Genomic DNA, 20256 nt, shown 5'->3' with positions numbered 1-20256 from the left:
CGCGGGGGACCCGGGTCAGCCGCCGTGGAGCACGTCCACGGCGAGCCCGCGCCCGGCGACGGCGAGCCGCGCGTCGTTCGTCCACAGGGCCGTGCACCCGTGCACCTGCGCGGCGGCGAGGTGGAGCGCGTCGGGCGTGCGGAGCGACGAGGCTGCGCGGAGACGCGCGGCACGCTCGAAGACGGTCGCGTCGAGCGGCACCTCGGCGAACAGCCGGAGTGCCGCGCGGTACCGGTCCTCGAGCTCGACGTCCCCGGACCGGAGCGGCCCGACGAGGCACTCGAGCCGGACGAGCGGGCTGATCGCGAACTCCTCCTCGCCGTGCCTGGCGAGCAGCCCGCGCACGTGCGCCCCGCGCTCCGCGTCCTCGACCAGGTAGTTCACGAGGCACGTGTCGAGATAGATCACTCCCAGCCCTCGCGCTCGGCCTCGATGGCGGCGTCGACCTGCTCCGCGGGCCTGGGCGAACGCGTCGCGTGCGGGTGGTCGTCCAGCCACTCGACGATCGCCGCGCCTGTCCCGTGCGCGAGGTCGGCGCTCACCGGCACGAGCCGGACCAGCGGTACACCGCGGCGGGCGATGACCACGTCCTCGCCCGCCGCGGCACGGTTGACGAGCTGAGAGAGGTTGTTCTTGGCTTCGAGCACATTGACCTGCACGGCGCCTCCTCGGTGTTCCGACGACCTGATGGCCAGGATACCTGGCCAGGTCTGTCGGGCGGAACCCCGTGGAGGAGATCTGTCCGGGCGCGTGCCACCGGCCGTCTGCCGGAGGCGTAAACCGGCTGCGGGTGATCCCGCGCCGGGGGAGAGTGAGGTCATGACGCGTCTCCTGGTCCTCGGCGGCTCCGACTTCGTGGGGCGCGCCATCCTCGACGACGCCCTCGCCCGCGGGTGGGACGTCACGGCCCTCAACCGGGGCAGCACCCCCATGCCGGACGGCGTCCGGCAGCTCGTGGGTGATCGCACCCGGCCGGACGGCCTCGACGCGCTGCTCGCCGACGACGTCCCGCAGACGTGGGACGTCGTGGTGGACACGTGGTCGTGGGCGCCCGTCGCGGTGCGCGACGCGGCGCGCGCGCTCGCGGGCCGGCTCCCCGGTGACAGCCGGTACGTCTACGTGTCGTCGCGGTCGGTGTACCCGTTCCCGCCCGCGCGCGGCGCCGACGAGGGCGCCGCGCTCGTCGAGGGGGACCTGGACGACGAGGCGTCCGACGACTACGCGCGGGCCAAGCGTGGCGCGGAGATCGCCGCGGTGGACGCGCTCGGCGACCGCGCGATCCTGCTCCGCGCCGGGCTGATCCTCGGACCGCGCGAGAACGTCGGCCGCCTGCCGTGGTGGCTGCGGCGCGTCGCGCGCGGCGGGCCGGTGCTCGCGCCGGGGCCGGCGGACCTGCCGCTGCAGTACGTCGACGCGCGCGACCTCGCGGCGTTCGCGCTCGACCTCTCCACGAACCCCGCGCTCGCGGGCGCGTCGGGACCGGTCGACGTCGTCAGCGCCCCCGGTCACACGACCATGGGCGAGCTGCTCGCGGCGTGCGTCGCGGCGACGGCGGACGACGCCGCGGCCGCCGGCAACCCGCCCGCCGAGCTGGTGTGGGTCGAGCCGGAGGCCGTGCTCGCCGCGGGGATCGCGCCGTGGACGCAGCTCCCGGTCTGGCTCCCGCCCGGTGAGCTGCACGACGCGCTCCACGGCTCGGACACCTCGCGCGCCTACGCGCTCGGCCTGCGCACGCGCGACGTGCGCGAGACCGTGCACGACACCTGGGCCTGGCTCCGCACGCTCGACGCCGCGGGCGAGGCGACGCCGCAGCGTGCGGACCGCCCCGCCGTCGGGCTCCCGCCGGACCTCGAGACTGCTGCTCTCCGCGCTGCCGGAGGCTGAGCAGACGGGCCCCCGACCCAGCCCACCCTGCCCGAGCATGACGTTGCTCGCCGTCGGGCGGGGGCGGGTGGGGTTCAGCGCTCCGCGAGGAGCTCGCGGACGCGCGGGATGACCAGCGTCCCGTAGAGCTCGATGCTGCGGAGCATCGTCGCGTGCGGCAGCGTGCCGGTCGAGTACTTGAGGTCGAACCGGCCGGCCCCGAGGAGTCGCACCGTCCGGGCGATCTTGCGCGCGACCGTCTCGGGCGAGCCGACGTAGAGCGACCCGTCGCGCACGTCGTGGGCGAAGCGCCCGCGGTGGTAGGCGGGCCAGCCGCGCTCGCGCCCGATGCGGTTGTTCATCGCCGCGAAATGCTCGTAGACCTCCTCCTGCGCCTGCTCGTCCGTGTCGGCGACGTGGCCGGGCGAGTGGACGCCGACCGGCAGCATCGGGTTGCCGAGCTCCTCGACGGCGCGGTGGTAGAGGTCCACGTACGGCCGGAACCGTTCGGGCTCCCCGCCGATGATCGCGAGCATGAGGCCGAGCCCGTGCCGCGCGGTCCGCACGACCGACTCGGGCGAGCCGCCCACGCCGACCCACGTGCGGAGCCGACCGCTCTCGGTCTTGGGCCAGACCTCCTGGTCGGCGAGCCCGGCGCGCGTCGTGCCGGACCACGTGACCGGACCCTCGTCGAGGAGGTGGACGAACAGGTCGAGCTTCTCCTCGAACAGCACCTCGTAGTCGGCGAGGTCGTACCCGAACAGCGGGAACGACTCGATGAACGACCCGCGCCCGAGGATGACCTCCGCCCGCCCGCCGGACAGCGCGTCGAGCGTCGAGAACCGCTCGAACACCCGCACCGGGTCGTCGGAGCTGAGCACGGTCACCGCCGAGCCGAGCCGGATGCGCGACGTCCGCGTCGCGATCCCCGCGAGCACGACCTCCGGCGCGCTGATCGCGAAGTCCGCGCGGTGGTGCTCGCCCACGCCGAAGAAGTCGACGCCGACCTGGTCCGCGAGGACCGCCTCCTCGACGACGTCACGGATCGTGCGTGCCCCGCTGAGCAGCGCACCGTCCGGGCCTGCGGTCACGTCGCCGAACGTGTCGAGGCCGAGCTCGACGGCGGCGGGGTCGGCCGGGGTGCGGTCGGGTGCGGTCGGGGAGGTCGTGTCGTCGGTCATCGTCTGCTCCTGCGGTCGGTCGACCGTCGGGGGACCGGTGCTCTCACCGGCGGCGCGGTCGTGCGCCGTCTCAACCGTGCCGGGTCCGTCCTTCTTCCGCGACCCGTCCGGTCCCGCGGCGACTCGCGGCCGGGGCACGACGACGGCCGCCGCCCCGGGAGGGGACGACGGCCGTCGGGCGTGGCGCCGGCGCGCGGCGCGCCGACTCAGTAGGTCGAGACGTCGCCGCTGGCGACGAGCGCCGCGATGGCGACGACGTAGATGATGAAGCCGATGGCGCCGAGCACGGTGAAGATGATGCTGAGGATGAGACCCCACTTGGCGAGCTGGTTGTCGAAGCCCGCCTCCTTGCTCTTCTTGCGCGCGATCGCGCTGACGACGATGCCCGCGATCGCGAAGACGAACGCGAGGACGAAGCCGACGATGCCGAGGGTCTTGCCCGGGTCCTCGATCGGAGCCGAGTAGCCGGCGGGAGCCTGCGGGGCGGCGGGGTACTGCTGGGCCATGATTCTTCTGCTTTCTGGTGGGGCCGACGTGGTCGAGTCCGGACGGGGCGCAGACGGGGTGCCGTCCGCGCGACTGCGGGCCTCATTGTGGGGCATGGCGCGTGTGCCTGAACAGGGGGAGTTCTCCCCGATGTCAGTGAAAGAGCGACAAAAGGGATAGGGGCGACGTACTACCCCGCCGTCGGGTCGCTCGGCGCGTAGAGCCGCACCGCACCGTGCCGCATCGTGAGACGGACGGTGACCGGTCCGGCACCCGCGGCGCCGTCGAGCGCGAGCGTCTCGCCGTCGTGCGCGAGCACCACGGGCGGCGCCGAGGCGGCCCCTGACGAGGGCCCGCCGTCGGGTCCGTCCGGGCCGACCACCGCGCCCCGCGCCGGGAACCGGAGCTCGAGCGAGGGGACCGCCGTCGCGTCGACGACGAGGTGCCGCCGCACGCCCGGGACCCGGCGCGCGAGGCGGGTTCCCGTGTCGCCCGCCGCGACCTCGAGGAACGTGCGCAGCCGGCTCGCGCGCCGCTCCGCGCGGGCCGTGCGGACGTCGAGCACGCCGTCGTCCAGCCGGCGCCGCTCGACCGGGGCGAGGCTCTGCGGGTAGTAGCGGTTCACGCCCGCGAACAGCGACCAGTACTCACCCTCGTGCCCGTCCACCGCCATCCGCACCCGGTGCGCGCGCCGCAGCACCCGCGCAGCGGCGAGCACCGCCGCCGGCCACTTGCCGAGGCGGTGCTCGTGCTTCTCGCGCTCGGTGACGAGCTCCGGGTAGACGCCCGCCGAGAAGGTGTTGAGCACCGTCCGTGGCGGGCCGTCGTCCCCGTCGACCTCGAGGTCCGCGACGTCGATCGTCACGCCCGAGCCGGTGCGGACAGCCGCGACCGTCGCGCCCATGGAGGTGAGGTCGGCCGCCCGCGCGAAGTGGTTGAGCGTGCCGCCGGGGAAGACGGCGAGCGGCAGGTCGTGCGCGCGGGCCGCCGCCGCGGCCGTGGCGACGGTGCCGTCGCCACCGCTGATGCCGAGGGCCCGTGCGCCGTCCGCGGCGGCGTCGTCGTACAGGCGGCGCAGGTCGTCGTCCTCGCTCAGCACGTGCACCACGGCGCGCGGGAGGCCCTCGCGCAGCGCGACGAGCGGGTCCTCCTTGAGCAGGCGGCCCGACCCTGCCGCGGGGTTGACGACGACGAAGAGCCCCACTCCGTCGTCGAGCGCCGGGACGACGGCGGGCGGGCCGGCGGGCACGTCGGGGCCGCGCTCTGCCCCGCCGGGCACGAGCGCACGACCCACGAGGGCGACCCCCGCCCCGAGCGCGGCGCCCGCGGCGACGTCCGAGAACCAGTGCGAGCCGGTGTGGAGGCGCGAGTACATCACCGCTCCCGCCAACGGCGCGAGCGCCAGGCCCAGCGTGGGCCACTCGACCGCGACGCCGGTGACGAACGCCGCCGCCGACGCCGAGTGGCCGGACGGGAACGACGGCGACGTCGGCGGGTCGGCGAGCCGGCGCCACAGGGGCAGCGGTTCGAGCGAGGGTCGCTCGCCGCCGAACACCGTCTTGCCGACGACGTTCGCGAGGAGGCTCGAGACGAGCAGCGAGCCGTAGCCGCGCAGCGCCGCCTCGCGCCCGAGCCGGCCGGTCGCGGCGATCCCGAGGGCCGTGCCCGCCCACAGCACGCTGTGGTCGGCCGCGGTCGACAGGCGCGAGAGGGCTGCGTCCGCGAGGGATCCCAGGGCGCGGCGGTTGGTCCAGCCGTTGACCGCGCGGTCGAGCCGGGCGACCCCGGGGAACGCCTCGTGCGGTTTGACGATCCCGGTGACGCGCGGCATCCCGCCATCGTAGGAAGCGTGACGACGGACCGCGCGGCGGCGTTGGTTTCCCGCGAGGTCGACCCCTCCGTCACGAGATCGACCTCCCGAGGGTCGATCTCGACCGTGCGGGTCGATCTCGCGAGAGCTGGGGAGGGCGGGTCAGACCCCGGCGCGGCTCGTCTCGCCACGGAGCACGTCGATGTGTGCCTGAAGCCGCTCGAGCGCGACGGCGACGCCCTCGCCCGCGTCGTGCGCGAGGTCCGTCGCGTACCGGAGCTGCGCGGACGCGGCATCGAGGGCGACCTGCGCGTCCGCCAGCGCGACGGCGGCCCGGCCGTCCGCGGCCTCGTCGCCGTCGGTCGCGCGGTCGAGAGCGGAACGGGCCTCGTCCGTCGCTGCCTGGACCGACTCGACGGCGTCGAGCACGTCGTTGCGGAGCACGGGGTGGAGGGCGGGGAGCTGGGCGTGGACGCGGTCGAGGTCGTCACCGATCGTCTCGGTCTGGACCTGCGCGTCGGCGATGAGCTGCTGGACCTCGGCGGCGGTCGCCGTGGCGCACATCGGGAGCATCATGGAGAGCGCGAGCAGGCTCGCCGCGGCGAACCGGGCAGACGTGCGCGTGCGCTGCGGCGTCGTGGGCTCGCTCGTCCTCGCTGACATGGCACCCAGTCTCCCGGTCGAACCTGAGAAGAGCCAGGGAATCGTGGGCGAATTCATGGAGATTTCGCACACAGCGCACGGGGGCGACACGTCGCCCGACGTCCGGAACGTGCGCATCCCGCCGAGCGGAGGGTCAGACCCGGACGAGGCGGCGGCGCCGTGCGGCGGCCACGCGGGTCCCGATCAGGCCGTGGCGGGGGCTGAACAGGTACGCGAGCGCGAACGCGACGCCGAGCGCGACCACGACGGTGCCGCCCGACGCGGTGTCGAGGTAGTAGCTCACGTAGATCCCGACGACCCCGCACACCGCCGCGACGAGCGGCGAGATCCACAGCATGCGGGAGAACCGGTCGGTGAGCAGGTAGGCCGTCGCGCCGGGAGTGATGAGCAGCGCGACCACGAGCACGACGCCGACCGCCTGGAGCGCGACGACGACGGTCAGCGCGAGCAGGCCGAGGAGCAGCGCGCCGAGCCGCCGTGGCGACAGCCCGATCGCGTGCGCGTGGGTCGGGTCGAACGCGTAGAGCGTGAGGTCGCGCCGCTTGAGCACGACGACCGCGAGCGTCACCGCGCCGAGGACCAGCACCTGCACCAGGTCGGCGCGCGACACCCCGAGCAGGTTGCCGAACAGGATGTGGTTGAGGTCGGTCTGGCTGGGCGTGACGGAGATGAGCACGAGGCCGAGCGCGAAGAGCGTCGTGAACACGACCCCGATCGCCGCGTCCTCCTTCACGCGGCTCGTGTCTCGGACCGCGCCGATGAGCAGGACCGCGAGCAGCCCGAAGACGAGCGCCCCGAGCGCGAACGGCGCCCCCACCACGTACGCGAGCACGACGCCGGGCAGCACGGCGTGCGAGACGGCGTCGCCCATGAGCGACCATCCGACGAGCACGAGCCAGCACGACAGCACGCCGCACACGATCCCGGCGGTCACCGTGACGGCGAGCGCGGTGCGCAAGAACTCGAACGACAGGGGTTCGAGGAGGGTGGCGAGGAGGTCGGTCACGGGGCCACCTCCACGCCGAACGCGAGCGCGAGGTTCTCCGGCCGCAGGACCTCTGCGGGCGTCGAGTGCAGCAGGACGCGCTGCTGGAGCAGCACGGCCTCGTCCGCGAGCTCGGGCAGGGCGTGCAGGTCGTGGGTCGAGACGAGGACGGTCGCGCCGCCGGCCGCGAGCTCGCGCAGCAGCGCGGTGATCGTGGCCTCCGTGCGCTTGTCGACGCCCGCGAACGGCTCGTCGAGCAGGAGGATGGTCGCGCCCTGCGCGAGCCCGCGCGCGACGAACGCGCGCTTGCGCTGCCCGCCCGAGAGCGCGCCGATCTGCCGGTCGGCCAGGTCGGTGAGCTCGACGCGCTCGAGCGCGTGCTCGACCGCCTCCCGGTCCGCGGGCCGGGTGCGCCGCGTGAAGCCCTGGTACCCGTAGCGGCCCGTCATGACGACGTCGCGCACGCTCAGCGGGAACGCCCAGTCGACGTCCTCGCTCTGCGGTACGTACCCCACGGCCTGGGCGCGCCGGGCGCGCGCCGGGGGTGCGCCGTCGACCAGGACGGTGCCGCGGTCCGGGCGCACCATGCCCATGACCGCCTTGAACAGCGTCGACTTGCCCGACCCGTTCATGCCCACGAGCCCGCACACGGTCCCCGGACCGTGCGCCGACCCGAGGGCGAGGGTCGCGCCGTCGAGCGCGAGGACGTCGCCGTAGTGGACGGTGAGGTCGCGCACGTCGATCGCGGGCGTGCCCGACGGCGCCCGCTCGCCCGCGCTCACGCGTCGCCCTCGGTCGTCGTGCCGGCGAGGCCCGCGACGATGGTCCTCGTGTCGTGCCGCAGGAGGTCGAGGTAGGTCGGCACGGGGCCGCCGGGCTCCGAGAGCGAGTCGACGTAGAGCGTGCCGCCGAACGCCGCCCCGGACTCCTGCGCGACCTGGCGCATCGCCTTGTCCGAGACCGTGGACTCGCAGAACACGGCCGGGACGTCGTGCTCCTCGACGAACTCGATCGCGCCGACCACGGACCGCGGTGTCGCCTGCTGCTCCGCGTTGACCGCCCAGAGGTACTGCTCGGCGAGGCCCGCGTCGCGCGCGAGGTAGGAGAACGCGCCCTCGCACGAGACGAGCGCGCGGTGGCCCTCGGGGAGCGTGTCGAGCGCGTCGGTGAGCTCGTCGTGCACGGCCGCGAGCTCGGTCGAGTACGCCGCGGCGTTCGCCGCGTAGTCGTCCGCGTGCGCCGGGTCGAGCTCGGCGAACGCGTCGGCCATGTTCTGCGCGTAGAGCTGACCGTTGACGGGCGACATCCACGCGTGCGGGTTGTCCTTGCCCTGGTACTCCTCGGCCGTGTCATCGCCGAGCGGGTCCTCGATGGGAAGAGCGTCGACGCCCTCGCTCACGACGACGTGCGGCACGTCCAGCCCGTCGACGAACCGCCCGAACCACGCCTCGAGCCCCATGCCGTTGTCGAGGATCAGGTCCGCGTCCGCCGCCTTGCGGAGGTCGCCCGGCGTCGGCTCGTAGCCGTGGATCTCCGCGCCCACCTTGGTGATCGACTCGACGCGCAGGTGGTCGCCCGCGACGTTCTGCGCCATGTCCGCCAGCACGGTGAACGTCGTCAGGACGACGGGCCGCCCGTCGTCGACGGAAGCCCCGCTCCCGGCGTCGGTCCCGGCCGAGCACCCCGCGACGGCGAGCGCGGCCACCCCGGCCGCGACGGCCACGCGAACGAGGGATCCTCCGGTAGCCCGGGAAGCAAAGTTCGGCATACCGAAAAATCTAGTCCGGGAGACCGGTGAACGCAACGCCCGCGCCACCCACGAGAGCACCTGACTGCCGAGGTAGAGCCCTGGTCCGCCGAGGTAGAGGCCTGGTAGCAGCGCGGGCGTACCACGCCTCTACCTGGCGCTACCAGGCCTCTACCTCGCGCCGAGGCGGCGGCTCACCTCGGTCGCGGCGCGTCCGACGGCGGCGGCGAGCTCGGCACGTCGGGCGGGCGGGGCGTCGTCGGCCCAGAAGGTGAGGGCGATGCCGGCGACGGGGAGGCCGGTGTGGTCCACCGCCGCGTGGGCGACGGACGCGAGACCGGGGGTGACCTCGCCGTCCTCCTCGGCCCACCCGCGCCGTCGGACACCGCGCAGGACCTCACGCAGGGCCCTGAGGGACTGCGGTCCGACGCCCGTGCGGTCGGCGAACGCGGCGGCGCTCGGGAAGAGGGCGCGGACCTGGGCGGCGGGCAGGCCGGCGAGGACGGCGCGACCGCTCGCGGTGAGGTGGGCGGGGAGGCGGACGTCGACGTCGGTCACGAGCGTCGGGCGGCGCGGCGCGCGCTGCTCGACGAGGTAGAGGACCTCGCGCCCGTTGAGGACGGCGAGGTGTGCGCTCTCGCCGGTGGACTCGACGAGGCGCGCGACGACGGGCCGCGCGAGGCGGGCGAGCGGCGCCTGGCGCGCGTACGCCGACCCGAGCGCAAGCGACGCGGTGCCGAGCCCGTACCGGTGCTCCTCGGGGAGGTGCGTCACGAACCCCTCGTCCACGAGGACGGAGAGCAGGTGGTACACGGTCGAGCGGGGGAGCCCGAGGCCCTGCGCGACGGCGGCCGCGGGCGACGGGCCCGCCTGCGCGGCGAGGTAGGTGAGCACGCGGACGGCCTGGCGCGCGGCGGGGACGTCGCTCGGCATGGAGACCACGGTAGGCGCGTGGCACGATCGAGGCGTGACGACCCTGCCCGACGACCAGCGCCTGCGCGACCTCGCGCGGCTGCGTCGCGTCCGGGACCGGATCGACCGCGAGTACGCGCAGCCGCTGGACGTCGCCGCGCTCGCGGCCGGCGTGCACGTGTCGGCGGGGCACCTGAGCCGCGAGTTCAAGGCGGCGTACGGGGAGTCGGTGTACGCGTACCTCATGACGCGGCGCATCGAGCGCGCCAAGGCGCTGCTGCGGCGCGGCGACCTGAGCGTCACGGACGTGTGCTTCGCCGTGGGGTGCTCGTCGCTGGGGACGTTCAGCACGCGGTTCACCGAGCTCGTGGGCGTACCGCCGAGCGTCTACCGGCGCCGTGCGGCGGAACCCGACGCCGCTTCTCCCGCGCCCGTGGAGTCCCGGGCGGCCGCCGCGGCCGCCTCACGCGGCATCGGGACCGGCGCCGACCCCGGTGCGGAGCGCCTGGACGGGATGCCGGCGTGCGTCGCGCGCCGCGTCACGCGACCGGTCAGGAATCGAGAAGCGCCGGCGGGACGACGGTCCTAGCGTCGTTCCCATGAACCTCACCATCAACTCCAGCTTCCTTCCCCAGACCGACCCCGACGCCTCGCTGGCCTTCTACCGCGACGTCCTCGGCTTCGAGATCCGCAACGACGTCGGCTACGAGGGGATGCGGTGGATCACCGTGGGCCCGGCCGACCAGCCGGACACGGCGATCGTGCTGCACCCGCCGGCCGCGACGCCCGGCCTCAGCGACGACGACAAGCGCGCGCTCCTGGAGATCGTCGCGAAGGGCGCCTACTTCGGCGTGAACCTCGCGACGGCGGACGTCGACGAGACGTTCGCGCGGATCGAGGCGGCGGGGGCGGAGGTCGTGCAGGAGCCGATCGACCAGCCCTACGGCGTGCGCGACTGCGCGTTCCGCGACCCCGCGGGTAACGAGATCCGCATCCAGCAGCGCCGCTGAGGGTCGTCAGACCCGGCCGCTCGATCCGGCGGCCTCGAGGTCGAGCGTGAGCGCGAGCGGCCCGAGCTCGGCCGCGACCTGCGAGAACTCGGCGACGAGCGGGGGGATCGGCCCGGCGCGTCGGACGAGACCCCAGCGCAGCACCGGCCGCTCGTCGAGCGGCACGTAGGCCACGTCCGAACGTTCGAGGTACCGGATGCCCTGGGCGCACGCGACGGCGACGCCGTCGCCGGACATGACGCGCCACAGCACCTCCTCGCGCGTCGGGGCGGTGCCGCCGCGGTCGGGCTCGCTGCGGGGGACCGGGCTGACGGCGTCCTCCCAGTAGTCGGGGACCGGCAGCCCGGACGGGAGGACGTTCTCGTCGGCGAGCTCCGCGACGGACACCGACGAGCGCGCGGCCAACGGGTGCGTGCGCCCGACGGCGAGCACGATCGGCTCGGTGAAGGTCACCGGACCGACGGCGAGGTCCTTCTCCTCGACGGGCAGCCACAGGAGCGCGACGTCGACCTCGCCGTCGCGCAGGAGGCGGAAGGGCTCGTCGATGCGGACCTCGCGCATGCGGAGGTCGACGTGGGGGTTGCGGGCGCGGAAGAGCGCCGTGACGGGGGCGAGCTCCTGCCAGAGCGGGCCCATGACGCCGAACGTCAAGGTCTCGCGCGCGGCCCGCGCGGTGCTCGCGGCGGACTCGACGCCCTCGAGGATCCGGCGGTACCCGGCCTCGAGGTCGGCGCGGAGCTGTTCCCCGAGGGGCGTGAGCGTGACGCGCCGGCTGGTGCGCTCGAACAGGGGCGCGCCGATCCGGCGCTCCTGCTTGGCGATCGCCTGGCTCACCCGGGGCGCGGACACGTGCAGGCGCTCGGCCGTGCGCCCGAAGTGCAGCTCCTCGGCGAGCGTCAGGAAGATCTCGATGTCGCGCAGCTCCACCCGACGATCGTCGCGTTCGTTAACCCCGCGCGCAACCAGCGTTGCGGGATCGGCCGTTGTTCGCGTGACCCTCCGGCCCGAGCCTGGAAGGGCACGGCGAGAGGCGCCGGGCAGGAGCGGGAGGAGACGACCATGGCCGTCGTCAGGACGCACCGGTACACGGTGGAGACGGGCCGGCTGGCCCAGATGCTCGAGCAGCGCAGCGCGCTGATCCAGGGGCTGCGCGCGGCGAACCCCGCGTTCACCGCGGCGACGCTCGTCCGGCTGGAGGACGGGACGTACCTCGACATCTGGCGGTGGGACTCGGCCGCCGCGATGCATTCGGCGGCGCAGGCGGCTCGCGACGTCCCGCTCGTCGGGGCGACGCTCGGCCTCACCACCGACCACGAGGCGCTCGACGGCGAGGTGCTGGACGAGCGGTGAGGAGCGCCGTCGTCCCCGGTCACCACGGCGGGGGACGTCGGCGTCGACAGGCGGGTCGCGACCGACGCGGCCACGCAGGGCACGGCTGGACCGACGCAGGAGGAGCAGGACGATGAGCACCGAAGGACGCACGACGAACGGCGCGGGACGCGCCCCGGGCACACCCGGACGGTTCTCGCGCTGGATGCAGCGCCGCTCGAACGCGCGCCTCGTGCGCAAGGTCCGTGGCGGCAAGGCCACGTTCATGGGGATGGACGTCCTCGTGCTGCACACGGTCGGCCGCCGCAGCGGCGCGCCGCGCGAGACGCCGCTCATGTGGCTGCCGGACGAGGGCGACGCCGTCCTCGTCGTCGCCTCGGGTGGCGGCAGCCGCAACCCGGACTGGCACGCCAACCTCGCGGCCCACCCCGACGACGTCGCGATCGAGCTGCCCGGGCGGGCGCCCGTCGCCGCGGTGCCGCACGAGCTCGACGGCGCGGACCGGGAGCGCGCGTGGCAGCGCGTCGCGACGGCACAGCCGCGCATCGCGAGGTACCAGAGCAAGGCCGAGCGGCAGTACCCGCTCGTGCGGCTCACCCCGCGGTGAGTTCCGCCCGCGCGGCCGGTCCTGTCACCGGGTCTGCCGCGCGGCGCAGCAGAAACCACGCGCCGGAACGACCGGCTCTCGGGCAGACTTTCACCGGACTGCCGAGGTCGACCGGTCGGCGCCGTCGACCGGCCGGTCGACCGGCTCGCCGGCGGAGGCGCGACGAGGCTCGACGACGAGGAGACACGATGAGCACGGCAACGACGACGAGTACGCAGACCTCGGTGCCCCAGGACCCCGACGGGCACGACGTCATCCGGGTCCAGGGGGCACGGTCGAACAACCTCCAGGACGTGAGCGTCGAGATCCCCAAGCGACGCCTCACGGTGTTCACGGGGGTCTCCGGGTCGGGCAAGAGCTCGCTCGTGTTCGACACGGTCGCCGCGGAGTCCCAGCGCCTCATCAACGAGACCTATCCGGCGTTCCTCCAGGGCTTCATGCCGACGCTGGACCGCCCCGACGTCGACGTCCTCGAAGGGCTCACGACGGCGATCGTCGTGGACCAGGAGCGCCTGGGTGCCAACCCGCGGTCCACGGTGGGCACCGTGACCGACGCGAACGCGATCCTGCGGGTGCTGTTCAGCCGGTTCGGCGAGCCGCAGGTGGGGCCGCCCACGGCGTTCTCCTTCAACATCCCCGCGCGCAAGGCGAGCGGCATCATGACGTCGGCGACGGGCGAGAAGACGATCGTCCGCAACGCGATCTACCACGGCGGCATGTGCCCGCGGTGCGAGGGGCGCGGCTCGGTCTCCGACCTGGACCTCACGGAGATCTTCGACGACTCGAAGTCGCTGCTCGACGGCGCGATCAAGGTGCCGGGGTACACGGCCGACGGCTGGATGGTGCGCGGGTTCGTCGAGTCCGGGTTCTTCCCGGGCGACAAGCCGGTCCGCGAGTTCACCGAGAAGCAGCTCCAGGACTTCCTCTACAAGGAGCCCACCAAGATCAAGGCGGCGGGCATCAACCTCACGTACGAGGGCCTGATCCCCAAGATCCAGAAGGCGATGTTCTCCAAGGACGTCGACGCGCTGCAGCCGCACGTCCGCGCGTTCGTCGAGCGCGCGGCGACGTTCGCCGCGTGCCCCGACTGCGGCGGCACGCGCCTGTCGGAGTCGGCGCGCTCGTCGAAGATCCGCGGCGTGAACATCGCCGACCTGTGCGCGATGCAGATCACCGACCTCGCCGCCTGGATCCGGGACCTGGACGACCCGAACATGGCGCCCGTCGTGAACGCGCTCGGCGACAACCTCGCGTCGTTCGTCGAGCTCGGGCTGGGCTACCTCAGCCTCGACCGGCCGTCGGGCACGCTGTCGGGCGGCGAGTCGCAGCGCATCAAGATGCTGCGCCACCTCGGGTCGTCGCTCACCGACGTCACGTACGTGTTCGACGAGCCGACCATCGGCCTGCACCCGCACGACATCGACCGCATGAACGGCCTCCTGCTCCAGCTGCGCGACAAGGGCAACACCGTCCTCGTCGTCGAGCACAAGCCGGAGACGATCGTGGTCGCGGACCACGTCGTCGACCTCGGCCCGGGTGCGGGCACGGCCGGTGGCCAGGTGACGTTCGAGGGCACGGTCGACGGGCTGCGCGCGAGCGACACCGTGACCGGCCGCCACCTCGACGACCGCGCGACGCTCAAGGAGGAGGTGCGCTCGCCGTCGGGCGCGCTGGAGGTCCGCGGCGCGGACGCGCACAACCTCCGGGACGTGGACGTCGACATCCCGCTCGGCGTGCTCGTCGTCCTGACCGGGGTGGCGGGATCGGGCAAGAGCTCGCTCGTCGAGGGGTCGGTGTCGCGGCGCGAGGACGTCGTGACGATCGACCAGGGCGCGGTGCGCGGCTCGCGCCGCAGCAACCCCGCGACGTACACGGGCCTGCTGGAGCCCATCCGCAAGGCGTTCGCCAAGGCCAACGGCGTCAAGCCGGCCCTGTTCAGCGCGAACTCCGAGGGCGCGTGCCCCGAGTGCAAGGGCGCGGGCGTCATCTACACCGAGCTCGGCTTCATGGAGACGGTCTCGACCCCGTGCGAGGACTGCGGGGGCCGGCGGTTCCAGGCCGCGGTGCTCGACTACACGCTGGGTGGGCTGAACATCGCCGACGTGCTCGACCTCCCGGTCGCCAAGGCGCGCGAGTTCTTCTCGTCCGGCGAGGCCAAGGTGCCCGCGGCGAAGGCGATCCTCGAGCGGCTCGACGACGTCGGCCTCGGGTACGTGAGCCTCGGCCAGCCGCTCACCACGCTGTCCGGCGGCGAGCGCCAGCGCCTCAAGCTCGCGACCCACCTGGGCGACAAGGGCGGCGTCATCGTCCTCGACGAGCCGACGACGGGCCTGCACCTCGCCGACGTGCAGAACCTCCTCGGCCTGCTCGACCGGATCGTGGACTCCGGCAAGTCCGTCATCGTCATCGAGCACCACCAGGCCGTCATGGCGCACGCGGACTGGATCATCGACCTCGGCCCGGGCGCCGGGCACGACGGCGGCACGATCGTCTTCGAGGGCACGCCGGCCGACCTCGTGGCGGCCAGGTCCACGCTCACGGGCGAGCACCTCGCGGCCTACGTGGGCGCCTGACCCTCCGCCGGCCCCCCCACCCCACCCGGTGCCGACCAGGTGATCGTGGCGCGTCCTGGTCGACGGACGCGCCACGAGGGCCTGCTCGGCCCGCCGGGAACGTCGGTCGGCAGCAGCGGGGCTCGCCGGGCCGGCGGGGGTGCGGAGGATCCAGGAGTGTCTGGGATCCCAGACTGAAACGCCGCCACCGGGCTCCCGGTGCGCCGGGGCGCGGTGTGTCCTGGGGGCATGGCAGCGACGACGCACTCCCCGGCCGTCCCCGGCCGTCCGGGTCCGGGCGCCCCCACCCCCGGCGCACCGACACCAGCGGACCCCGCCCCGACGGCGGTCCTCGCCCCCGACCCGGCCCGCGGCGCGCGCGTGGTCGTCGTGGGCGACGGCCCGCTGACGATCGACGACGTGGTCGATGTCGCGCGCCACGGCGCGCGCGTCCGGCTCGCCGACGCGGCGGTCGAGGCGATGGCGGCGAGCCGCGCCGTCGTGGAAGGGCTCGCGGATGACGACCGCCCGCACTACGGCGTCTCGACCGGGTTCGGTGCGCTCGCGCGGCGGCACATCCCGGTCGAGCGGCGCGCGCAGCTCCAGCTCAGCCTCGTGCGCTCGCACGCCGCTGGCTCCGGACCGGAGGTCGAGCGCGAGGTCGTGCGCGCTCTCCAGCTCCTGCGGCTCGCGACCCTGGCGACCGGACGGACCGGGGCGCGCCCCGTCGTCGCGCAGACGTACGCCGCGATGCTCGACGCCGGAGTCACGCCCGTGGTCCGCGAGTTCGGGTCGCTCGGCTGCTCGGGCGACCTCGCGCCGCTCGCGCACGTGGCGCTCGCGGCGCTGGGCGAGGGCGAGGTCCGGGACGCGACGGGCGCCCTCGTGCCCGCCGCCGACGCGCTCGCCGCGGCCGGGATCGCGCCGCTCGCGCTGCGCGAGAAGGAGGGCCTCGCGCTCATCAACGGCACGGACGGCATGCTCGGCATGCTCGCGCTCGCGCTGCACGACCTGCGGTCCCTGCTCACGGCCGCCGACGTCGCGGCGGCCGCGAGCGTCGAGGCGCTGCTCGGCTCGGACGCGCCGTTCGCGGCGGACCTGGTCGCGATGCGGCCGCACCCCGGACAGGCGGCGTCGGCGGCGAACCTGCGCGCCCTGCTCGACGGCTCGCCCGTCGTGGCGAGCCACCGCACGCTCGACGCCGAGGGGCGCCCGGAGTGCACGCGCGTGCAGGACGCGTACTCGCTGCGGTGCGCGCCCCAGGTCCACGGCGCGGCGCGCGACACGCTCGACCACGCGGCCGCCGTCGCGCGCCGCGAGCTCGCGTCGGCGATCGACAACCCGGTCGTCACCCTGGACGGGCGGGTCGAGTCGAACGGCAACTTCCACGGCGCCCCGGTCGCGTACGTGCTCGACTTCCTCGCGATCGCCGCGGCCGACGTCGCGAGCATGAGCGAGCGCCGCACCGACCGGTTCCTCGACAAGGCCCGCAACGAGGGCCTGCCGCCGTTCCTCGCCGACGACCCCGGCGTCGACTCCGGCCTGATGATCGCGCAGTACACCGCCGCGGGGATCGTCTCGGAGCTCAAGCGCCTCGCGGTGCCGTCGAGCGTCGACTCGATCCCGTCGTCGGCCATGCAGGAGGACCACGTGTCCATGGGGTGGGCCGGGGCGCGCAAGCTCCGCCGCGCCGTCGACGGCCTCGGCCGCGTCCTGGCCATCGAGCTCCTCACGGCCACGCGCGCCCTCGACCTGCGCTGCGCTCCCGACCTGACAGCCCCCCACGGATCCCTGGGCCCCTCCGCGGCTGACGACTCGACGCGCTCGGAGCTGGCGCCGGCGCGAGGGACCGGGGCTGTGCGCGACCTCGTGCGCACCGTCGTCGACGGCCCGGGCCCGGACCGGTACCTCTCGCCCGACATCGAGGCGGTCACCCGCCTCGTCGCGGGCGGCGACGTCGTCCGGGCGGCGAGCGCCGCCGTCGGGCACCTGGCCTGAGCCCCACCGAAGAAGGAGCGAGAGACATGGCCCACGAGCCGGCCCATCGACTCGGCACCCCCGTCCCCGTCCGCGCCCCGCGCGGCACGACCCTCACCGCGCGGTCGTGGCAGACCGAGGCGCCGCTGCGGATGCTCATGAACAACCTCGACCCGGAGGTCGCGGAGCGGCCCGACGACCTCGTCGTCTACGGCGGCACGGGCCGGGCCGCGCGCGACTGGCCGAGCTACCACGCGATCGTCCGCACGCTCACGACGCTCGCCGACGACGAGACGCTCCTCGTGCAGTCGGGCAAGCCCGTCGGCGTGCTGCGGACGCACGAGTGGGCGCCGCGCGTGCTCCTCGCGAACAGCAACCTCGTCGGGGACTGGGCGACGTGGCCGGAGTTCCGGCGGCTCGAGGCCATGGGTCTGACGATGTACGGGCAGATGACGGCGGGATCGTGGATCTACATCGGCGCGCAGGGCATCCTCCAGGGCACGTACGAGACGCTCGCGGCGGTCGCCGCGAAGCGGTTCGGAGGCACGCTCGCCGGGACGCTCACCCTCACGGGCGGGTGCGGCGGCATGGGCGGCGCGCAGCCGCTCGCGGTGACGCTCAACGGCGGTGCGTGCCTCGTGGTCGACGTCGACCGGTCGCGTCTCGACCGCCGCGTCCGCGAGCGGTATCTCGACGTCGTCGCCGACGACCTCGACGCCGCGGTGCGGCTCGTCGAGGACGCGCGGCGCGAGCGCCGGGCGCTGTCGGTGGGGGTCGAGGGGAACAGCGCCGCGGTCGTGCCGGAGCTGCTGCGCCGAGGCGTGGAGATCGACGTCGTGACGGACCAGACGTCCGCGCACGACCCGCTGTCGTACCTCCCGGTCGGGGTGGAGGTCGCGGACTGGGCCGACTACGCGGCGGCGAAGCCCGACGAGTTCACCGACCGCGCGCGCGAGTCCATGGCGCGGCACGTCGAGGGGATGGTCGGGTTCCTCGACGCGGGCGCCGAGGTGTTCGACTACGGCAACTCGATCCGCGACGAGGCGCGCCGCGGCGGGTACGACCGCGCGTTCGACTTCCCCGGGTTCGTGCCCGCGTACATCCGCCCGCTGTTCGCGCAGGGCAAGGGGCCGTTCCGGTGGGCCGCGCTGTCCGGCGACCCGCGCGACATCGCCGCGACCGACGCCGCCGTCCTCGACCTGTTCGACGACGACCACCTCCACCGCTGGATCCGCGCGGCCCAGGAGCGGGTCGCGTTCCAGGGCCTGCCCGCGCGCATCTGCTGGCTCGGGCACGGCGAGCGCGACCGCGCGGGCCTCGCGTTCAACGACCTCGTGGCGTCGGGCGCCGTCAGCGCGCCGGTCGTCATCGGCCGCGACCACCTCGACGCCGGGTCCGTCGCGTCCCCGTACCGCGAGACCGAGGCGATGGCCGACGGCTCCGACGCGATCGCCGACTGGCCGCTGCTCAACGCGCTGACCGCCGCGTCGTCGGGCGCGACGTGGGTCTCGATCCACCACGGCGGCGGCGTCGGCATGGGCCGCTCGATCCACGCCGGCCAGGTGTCCGTCGCGGACGGCACGCCGCTCGCGGCGGCGAAGCTCGCGCGCGTGCTCTCCAACGACCCGGGCCTCGGCGTGCTGCGCCACGTGGACGCCGGCTACGACGACGCCGTCGCCGCGGCCGAGCGCGGCGGCCTCCGCGTCCCGACGCGGGAGTCCTGATGGGCCACCCCCCGGTGCCGAACCCGGGGTCGTTCCCCACGGGCGGCCGATCCTGGGGAGAGAACCCGGGCTCGGCAGCGTCCGGGTGGGGAGCGATCCCGGGTTCGGGGGGCGGGTCGACGCTCCTCACCGGGATCGGCGAGCTGACGACCAACGTGCCCGGCGGTCCCGGTACGCGTGAAGGGGACCCGACCGGTCTGGTGACGGACGCCGTCGTGCTGCTCGACGGCGGCCGGGTCGCCTGGGCGGGGCCCGCCCGCGAGGCACGCGACGCCGTCGGACGCGCCCTGGACGGTCGCGCGCCGGACGCCACGGTCGACGTGGGCGGGCGCGCCGTCATCCCGGGGTTCGTCGACTCCCACACCCACCTCGTGTTCGCGGGCGACCGCGCCGCCGAGTTCGAGGCGCGCATGGCCGGCCGCCCGTACGCGGCGGGCGGCATCCGGTCTACCGTCGCGGCGACGCGCGCGGCGCCCGACGACGTGCTCCGGGACGGCCTGGCGCGACACCTCGACGAGGCGGCGCGGCAGGGCACGACCACGGTCGAGGTGAAGAGCGGCTACGGGCTCACGGTCGCGGACGAGGAGCGCGCGGTCCGGCTCGCGCGCGAGGTCACACCGGAGGTGACGTTCCTCGGGGCGCACGTCGTGCCGGCGGAGTTCGCCGGACGCGCCGAGGCATACGTCGACCTCGTGTGCGGCGACATGCTCGCCGCGTGCGCGCCCCACGCGCGGTGGGTCGACGTGTTCTGCGAGACCGGCGCGTTCACGCCCGAGCAGTCGCGCCGCGTCCTCGAGGCCGGGGCCGCCGCGGGACTCGGCGTGCGCGTCCACGCGAGCCAGCTCGGCCCGGGAGAGGGCGTGCGCCTCGCCGTCGGACTCGGCGCCGCTGCCGTCGACCACTGCACCTACCTCACCGACGCCGACGTCGCGGCGCTCGCGGGCTCGTGGTCGGGGGCCACCCCGGGCACAGCGCCCGGGGCCGTTGCGACGTCGGGCGCGGGGGCGGTCGCCGGGACCGTGGCGACCCTGCTCCCCGGGGTCGAGTTCTCCACGCGCCAGCCCTACCCCGACGCGCGGCGCCTCCTGGACGCGGGCGCCGTCGTCGCGCTCGCGAGCGACTGCAACCCCGGGTCGAGCTACACGTCGTCGATGCCGCTGTGCGTCGCGCTCGCGGTCCGCGAGATGCGCATGACGGTCGCCGAGGCCCTCTGGTCCGCGACCGCGGGCGGCGCCCTCGCGCTGCGGCGGGACGACGTCGGACACCTCGCCCCCGGCGCGCGGGCCGACGTCGTGCTGCTCGACGCCCCGAGCCGCGTCCACCTCGCCTACCGCCCGGGCGTCCCGCTCGTCGGGGCGGTCTGGAAGGACGGCGTCCGCCTGCCGCCGAGGTAGAGCCTCCCGTCACGAG

20 protein-coding genes are annotated in these 20256 nt (G+C 74.7%); 9 read left to right on the top strand and 11 right to left on the bottom strand.

All coding sequences use genetic code 11. The annotated features are described in order from the left end of the window. Positions 1-15 precede the first annotated feature (15 nt). Positions 16-408: a type II toxin-antitoxin system VapC family toxin gene (locus tag ACFVN3_RS01670; protein ID WP_378229900.1), complete on the bottom strand. Its 393-nt coding sequence runs from the start codon at positions 406-408 to the stop codon at positions 16-18. Beyond that, the gene (locus ACFVN3_RS01665; RefSeq protein WP_047231025.1) at positions 405-659 is read right to left on the bottom strand and encodes a type II toxin-antitoxin system Phd/YefM family antitoxin; all 255 of its coding nucleotides are present in this window, start codon (positions 657-659) and stop codon (positions 405-407) included. The genes ACFVN3_RS01670 and ACFVN3_RS01665 overlap by 4 nt, the downstream gene beginning before the upstream one ends. Positions 660-819: 160 nt before the next feature. Between ACFVN3_RS01665 and ACFVN3_RS01660 the strand changes: the two genes are divergently transcribed. Beyond that, a complete protein-coding gene (locus tag ACFVN3_RS01660) occupies positions 820-1884 on the top strand; it encodes an NAD-dependent epimerase/dehydratase family protein (protein WP_378229897.1) in 1065 nt (354 codons plus the stop codon). 74 nt (positions 1885-1958) lie between these two features. Here the strand turns inward: ACFVN3_RS01660 and ACFVN3_RS01655 are convergent, their stop codons facing one another. The 8 genes from ACFVN3_RS01655 to ACFVN3_RS01620 form a co-directional block, all read right to left on the bottom strand. Next, positions 1959-3044, bottom strand: coding sequence for an LLM class flavin-dependent oxidoreductase (locus ACFVN3_RS01655; protein ID WP_378229895.1), 1086 nt, complete (start codon positions 3042-3044; stop codon positions 1959-1961). Positions 3045-3250: 206 nt separating this feature from the next. Then, complete coding sequence (locus ACFVN3_RS01650; RefSeq protein ID WP_378229893.1) at positions 3251-3550, bottom strand: hypothetical protein; 300 nt, start codon at positions 3548-3550, stop codon at positions 3251-3253. A 170-nt stretch (positions 3551-3720) separates the two neighbouring features. Then, on the bottom strand, positions 3721-5361 hold the full coding sequence (locus ACFVN3_RS01645) for a bifunctional phosphatase PAP2/diacylglycerol kinase family protein (protein WP_378229891.1): 1641 nt from the start codon (positions 5359-5361) through the stop codon (positions 3721-3723). Between the two features lie 141 nt (positions 5362-5502). Next, positions 5503-6003 (bottom strand): hypothetical protein, encoded by a 501-nt coding sequence (locus ACFVN3_RS01640; protein ID WP_378229889.1) that lies wholly within the window; start codon positions 6001-6003, stop codon positions 5503-5505. A gap of 133 nt (positions 6004-6136) precedes the next feature. After that, positions 6137-7009, bottom strand: a complete 873-nt coding sequence (locus ACFVN3_RS01635; protein WP_378229887.1) for a metal ABC transporter permease — start codon at positions 7007-7009, stop codon at positions 6137-6139. Continuing rightward, a complete protein-coding gene (locus ACFVN3_RS01630; RefSeq protein ID WP_378229885.1) occupies positions 7006-7770 on the bottom strand; it encodes a metal ABC transporter ATP-binding protein in 765 nt (254 codons plus the stop codon). The genes ACFVN3_RS01635 and ACFVN3_RS01630 overlap by 4 nt, the downstream gene beginning before the upstream one ends. Continuing rightward, positions 7767-8756 carry a metal ABC transporter substrate-binding protein gene (locus ACFVN3_RS01625; protein ID WP_378229883.1) on the bottom strand — a complete coding sequence of 330 codons (990 nt, stop codon included), beginning with the start codon at positions 8754-8756 and terminating at the stop codon, positions 7767-7769. Before ACFVN3_RS01625 ends, ACFVN3_RS01630 begins: the two co-directional genes overlap by 4 nt. A 150-nt stretch (positions 8757-8906) precedes the next feature. Continuing rightward, positions 8907-9668 carry an IclR family transcriptional regulator gene (locus ACFVN3_RS01620; protein WP_378229881.1) on the bottom strand — a complete coding sequence of 254 codons (762 nt, stop codon included), beginning with the start codon at positions 9666-9668 and terminating at the stop codon, positions 8907-8909. Positions 9669-9702: 34 nt separating this feature from the next. Between ACFVN3_RS01620 and ACFVN3_RS01615 the strand changes: the two genes are divergently transcribed. Continuing rightward, the gene (locus ACFVN3_RS01615) at positions 9703-10236 is read left to right on the top strand and encodes a helix-turn-helix transcriptional regulator (RefSeq protein ID WP_378229879.1); all 534 of its coding nucleotides are present in this window, start codon (positions 9703-9705) and stop codon (positions 10234-10236) included. A 10-nt stretch (positions 10237-10246) separates the two neighbouring features. Next, positions 10247-10657: a VOC family protein gene (locus ACFVN3_RS01610; RefSeq protein ID WP_047231031.1), complete on the top strand. Its 411-nt coding sequence runs from the start codon at positions 10247-10249 to the stop codon at positions 10655-10657. A 6-nt stretch (positions 10658-10663) separates the two neighbouring features. Here ACFVN3_RS01610 and ACFVN3_RS01605 read toward each other — a convergent pair whose 3' ends face one another. After that, the gene (locus tag ACFVN3_RS01605) at positions 10664-11584 is read right to left on the bottom strand and encodes a LysR family transcriptional regulator (RefSeq protein WP_378229876.1); all 921 of its coding nucleotides are present in this window, start codon (positions 11582-11584) and stop codon (positions 10664-10666) included. A 132-nt stretch (positions 11585-11716) separates the two neighbouring features. Between ACFVN3_RS01605 and ACFVN3_RS01600 the strand changes: the two genes are divergently transcribed. From ACFVN3_RS01600 to ACFVN3_RS01575, 6 genes are all read left to right on the top strand, one after another. Then, positions 11717-12007, top strand: coding sequence for a hypothetical protein (locus ACFVN3_RS01600; protein ID WP_378229874.1), 291 nt, complete (start codon positions 11717-11719; stop codon positions 12005-12007). 112 nt (positions 12008-12119) lie between these two features. Beyond that, positions 12120-12593 (top strand): nitroreductase family deazaflavin-dependent oxidoreductase, encoded by a 474-nt coding sequence (locus ACFVN3_RS01595; RefSeq protein ID WP_378229872.1) that lies wholly within the window; start codon positions 12120-12122, stop codon positions 12591-12593. A 188-nt stretch (positions 12594-12781) separates the two neighbouring features. Beyond that, positions 12782-15166: an ATP-binding cassette domain-containing protein gene (locus tag ACFVN3_RS01590; RefSeq protein ID WP_378229870.1), complete on the top strand. Its 2385-nt coding sequence runs from the start codon at positions 12782-12784 to the stop codon at positions 15164-15166. A 228-nt stretch (positions 15167-15394) separates the two neighbouring features. Continuing rightward, the gene (hutH, locus tag ACFVN3_RS01585; RefSeq protein WP_378229868.1) at positions 15395-17143 is read left to right on the top strand and encodes a histidine ammonia-lyase; all 1749 of its coding nucleotides are present in this window, start codon (positions 15395-15397) and stop codon (positions 17141-17143) included. A 26-nt stretch (positions 17144-17169) separates the two neighbouring features. Continuing rightward, complete coding sequence (gene hutU, locus ACFVN3_RS01580; protein ID WP_378229866.1) at positions 17170-18846, top strand: urocanate hydratase; 1677 nt, start codon at positions 17170-17172, stop codon at positions 18844-18846. Continuing rightward, positions 18843-20240 carry an amidohydrolase family protein gene (locus tag ACFVN3_RS01575; RefSeq protein ID WP_378230316.1) on the top strand — a complete coding sequence of 466 codons (1398 nt, stop codon included), beginning with the start codon at positions 18843-18845 and terminating at the stop codon, positions 20238-20240. Before hutU ends, ACFVN3_RS01575 begins: the two co-directional genes overlap by 4 nt. The last annotated feature ends 16 nt before the right edge of the window (positions 20241-20256 follow it).

It is taken from the genome of Cellulosimicrobium sp. NPDC057862 (assembly GCF_042797035.1).
GTDB lineage: Bacteria > Actinomycetota > Actinomycetes > Actinomycetales > Cellulomonadaceae > Cellulosimicrobium.
The sequence above is the reverse complement of the archived record's forward strand: the minus strand, read 5'-3'. Positions and strand labels throughout refer to the sequence as shown.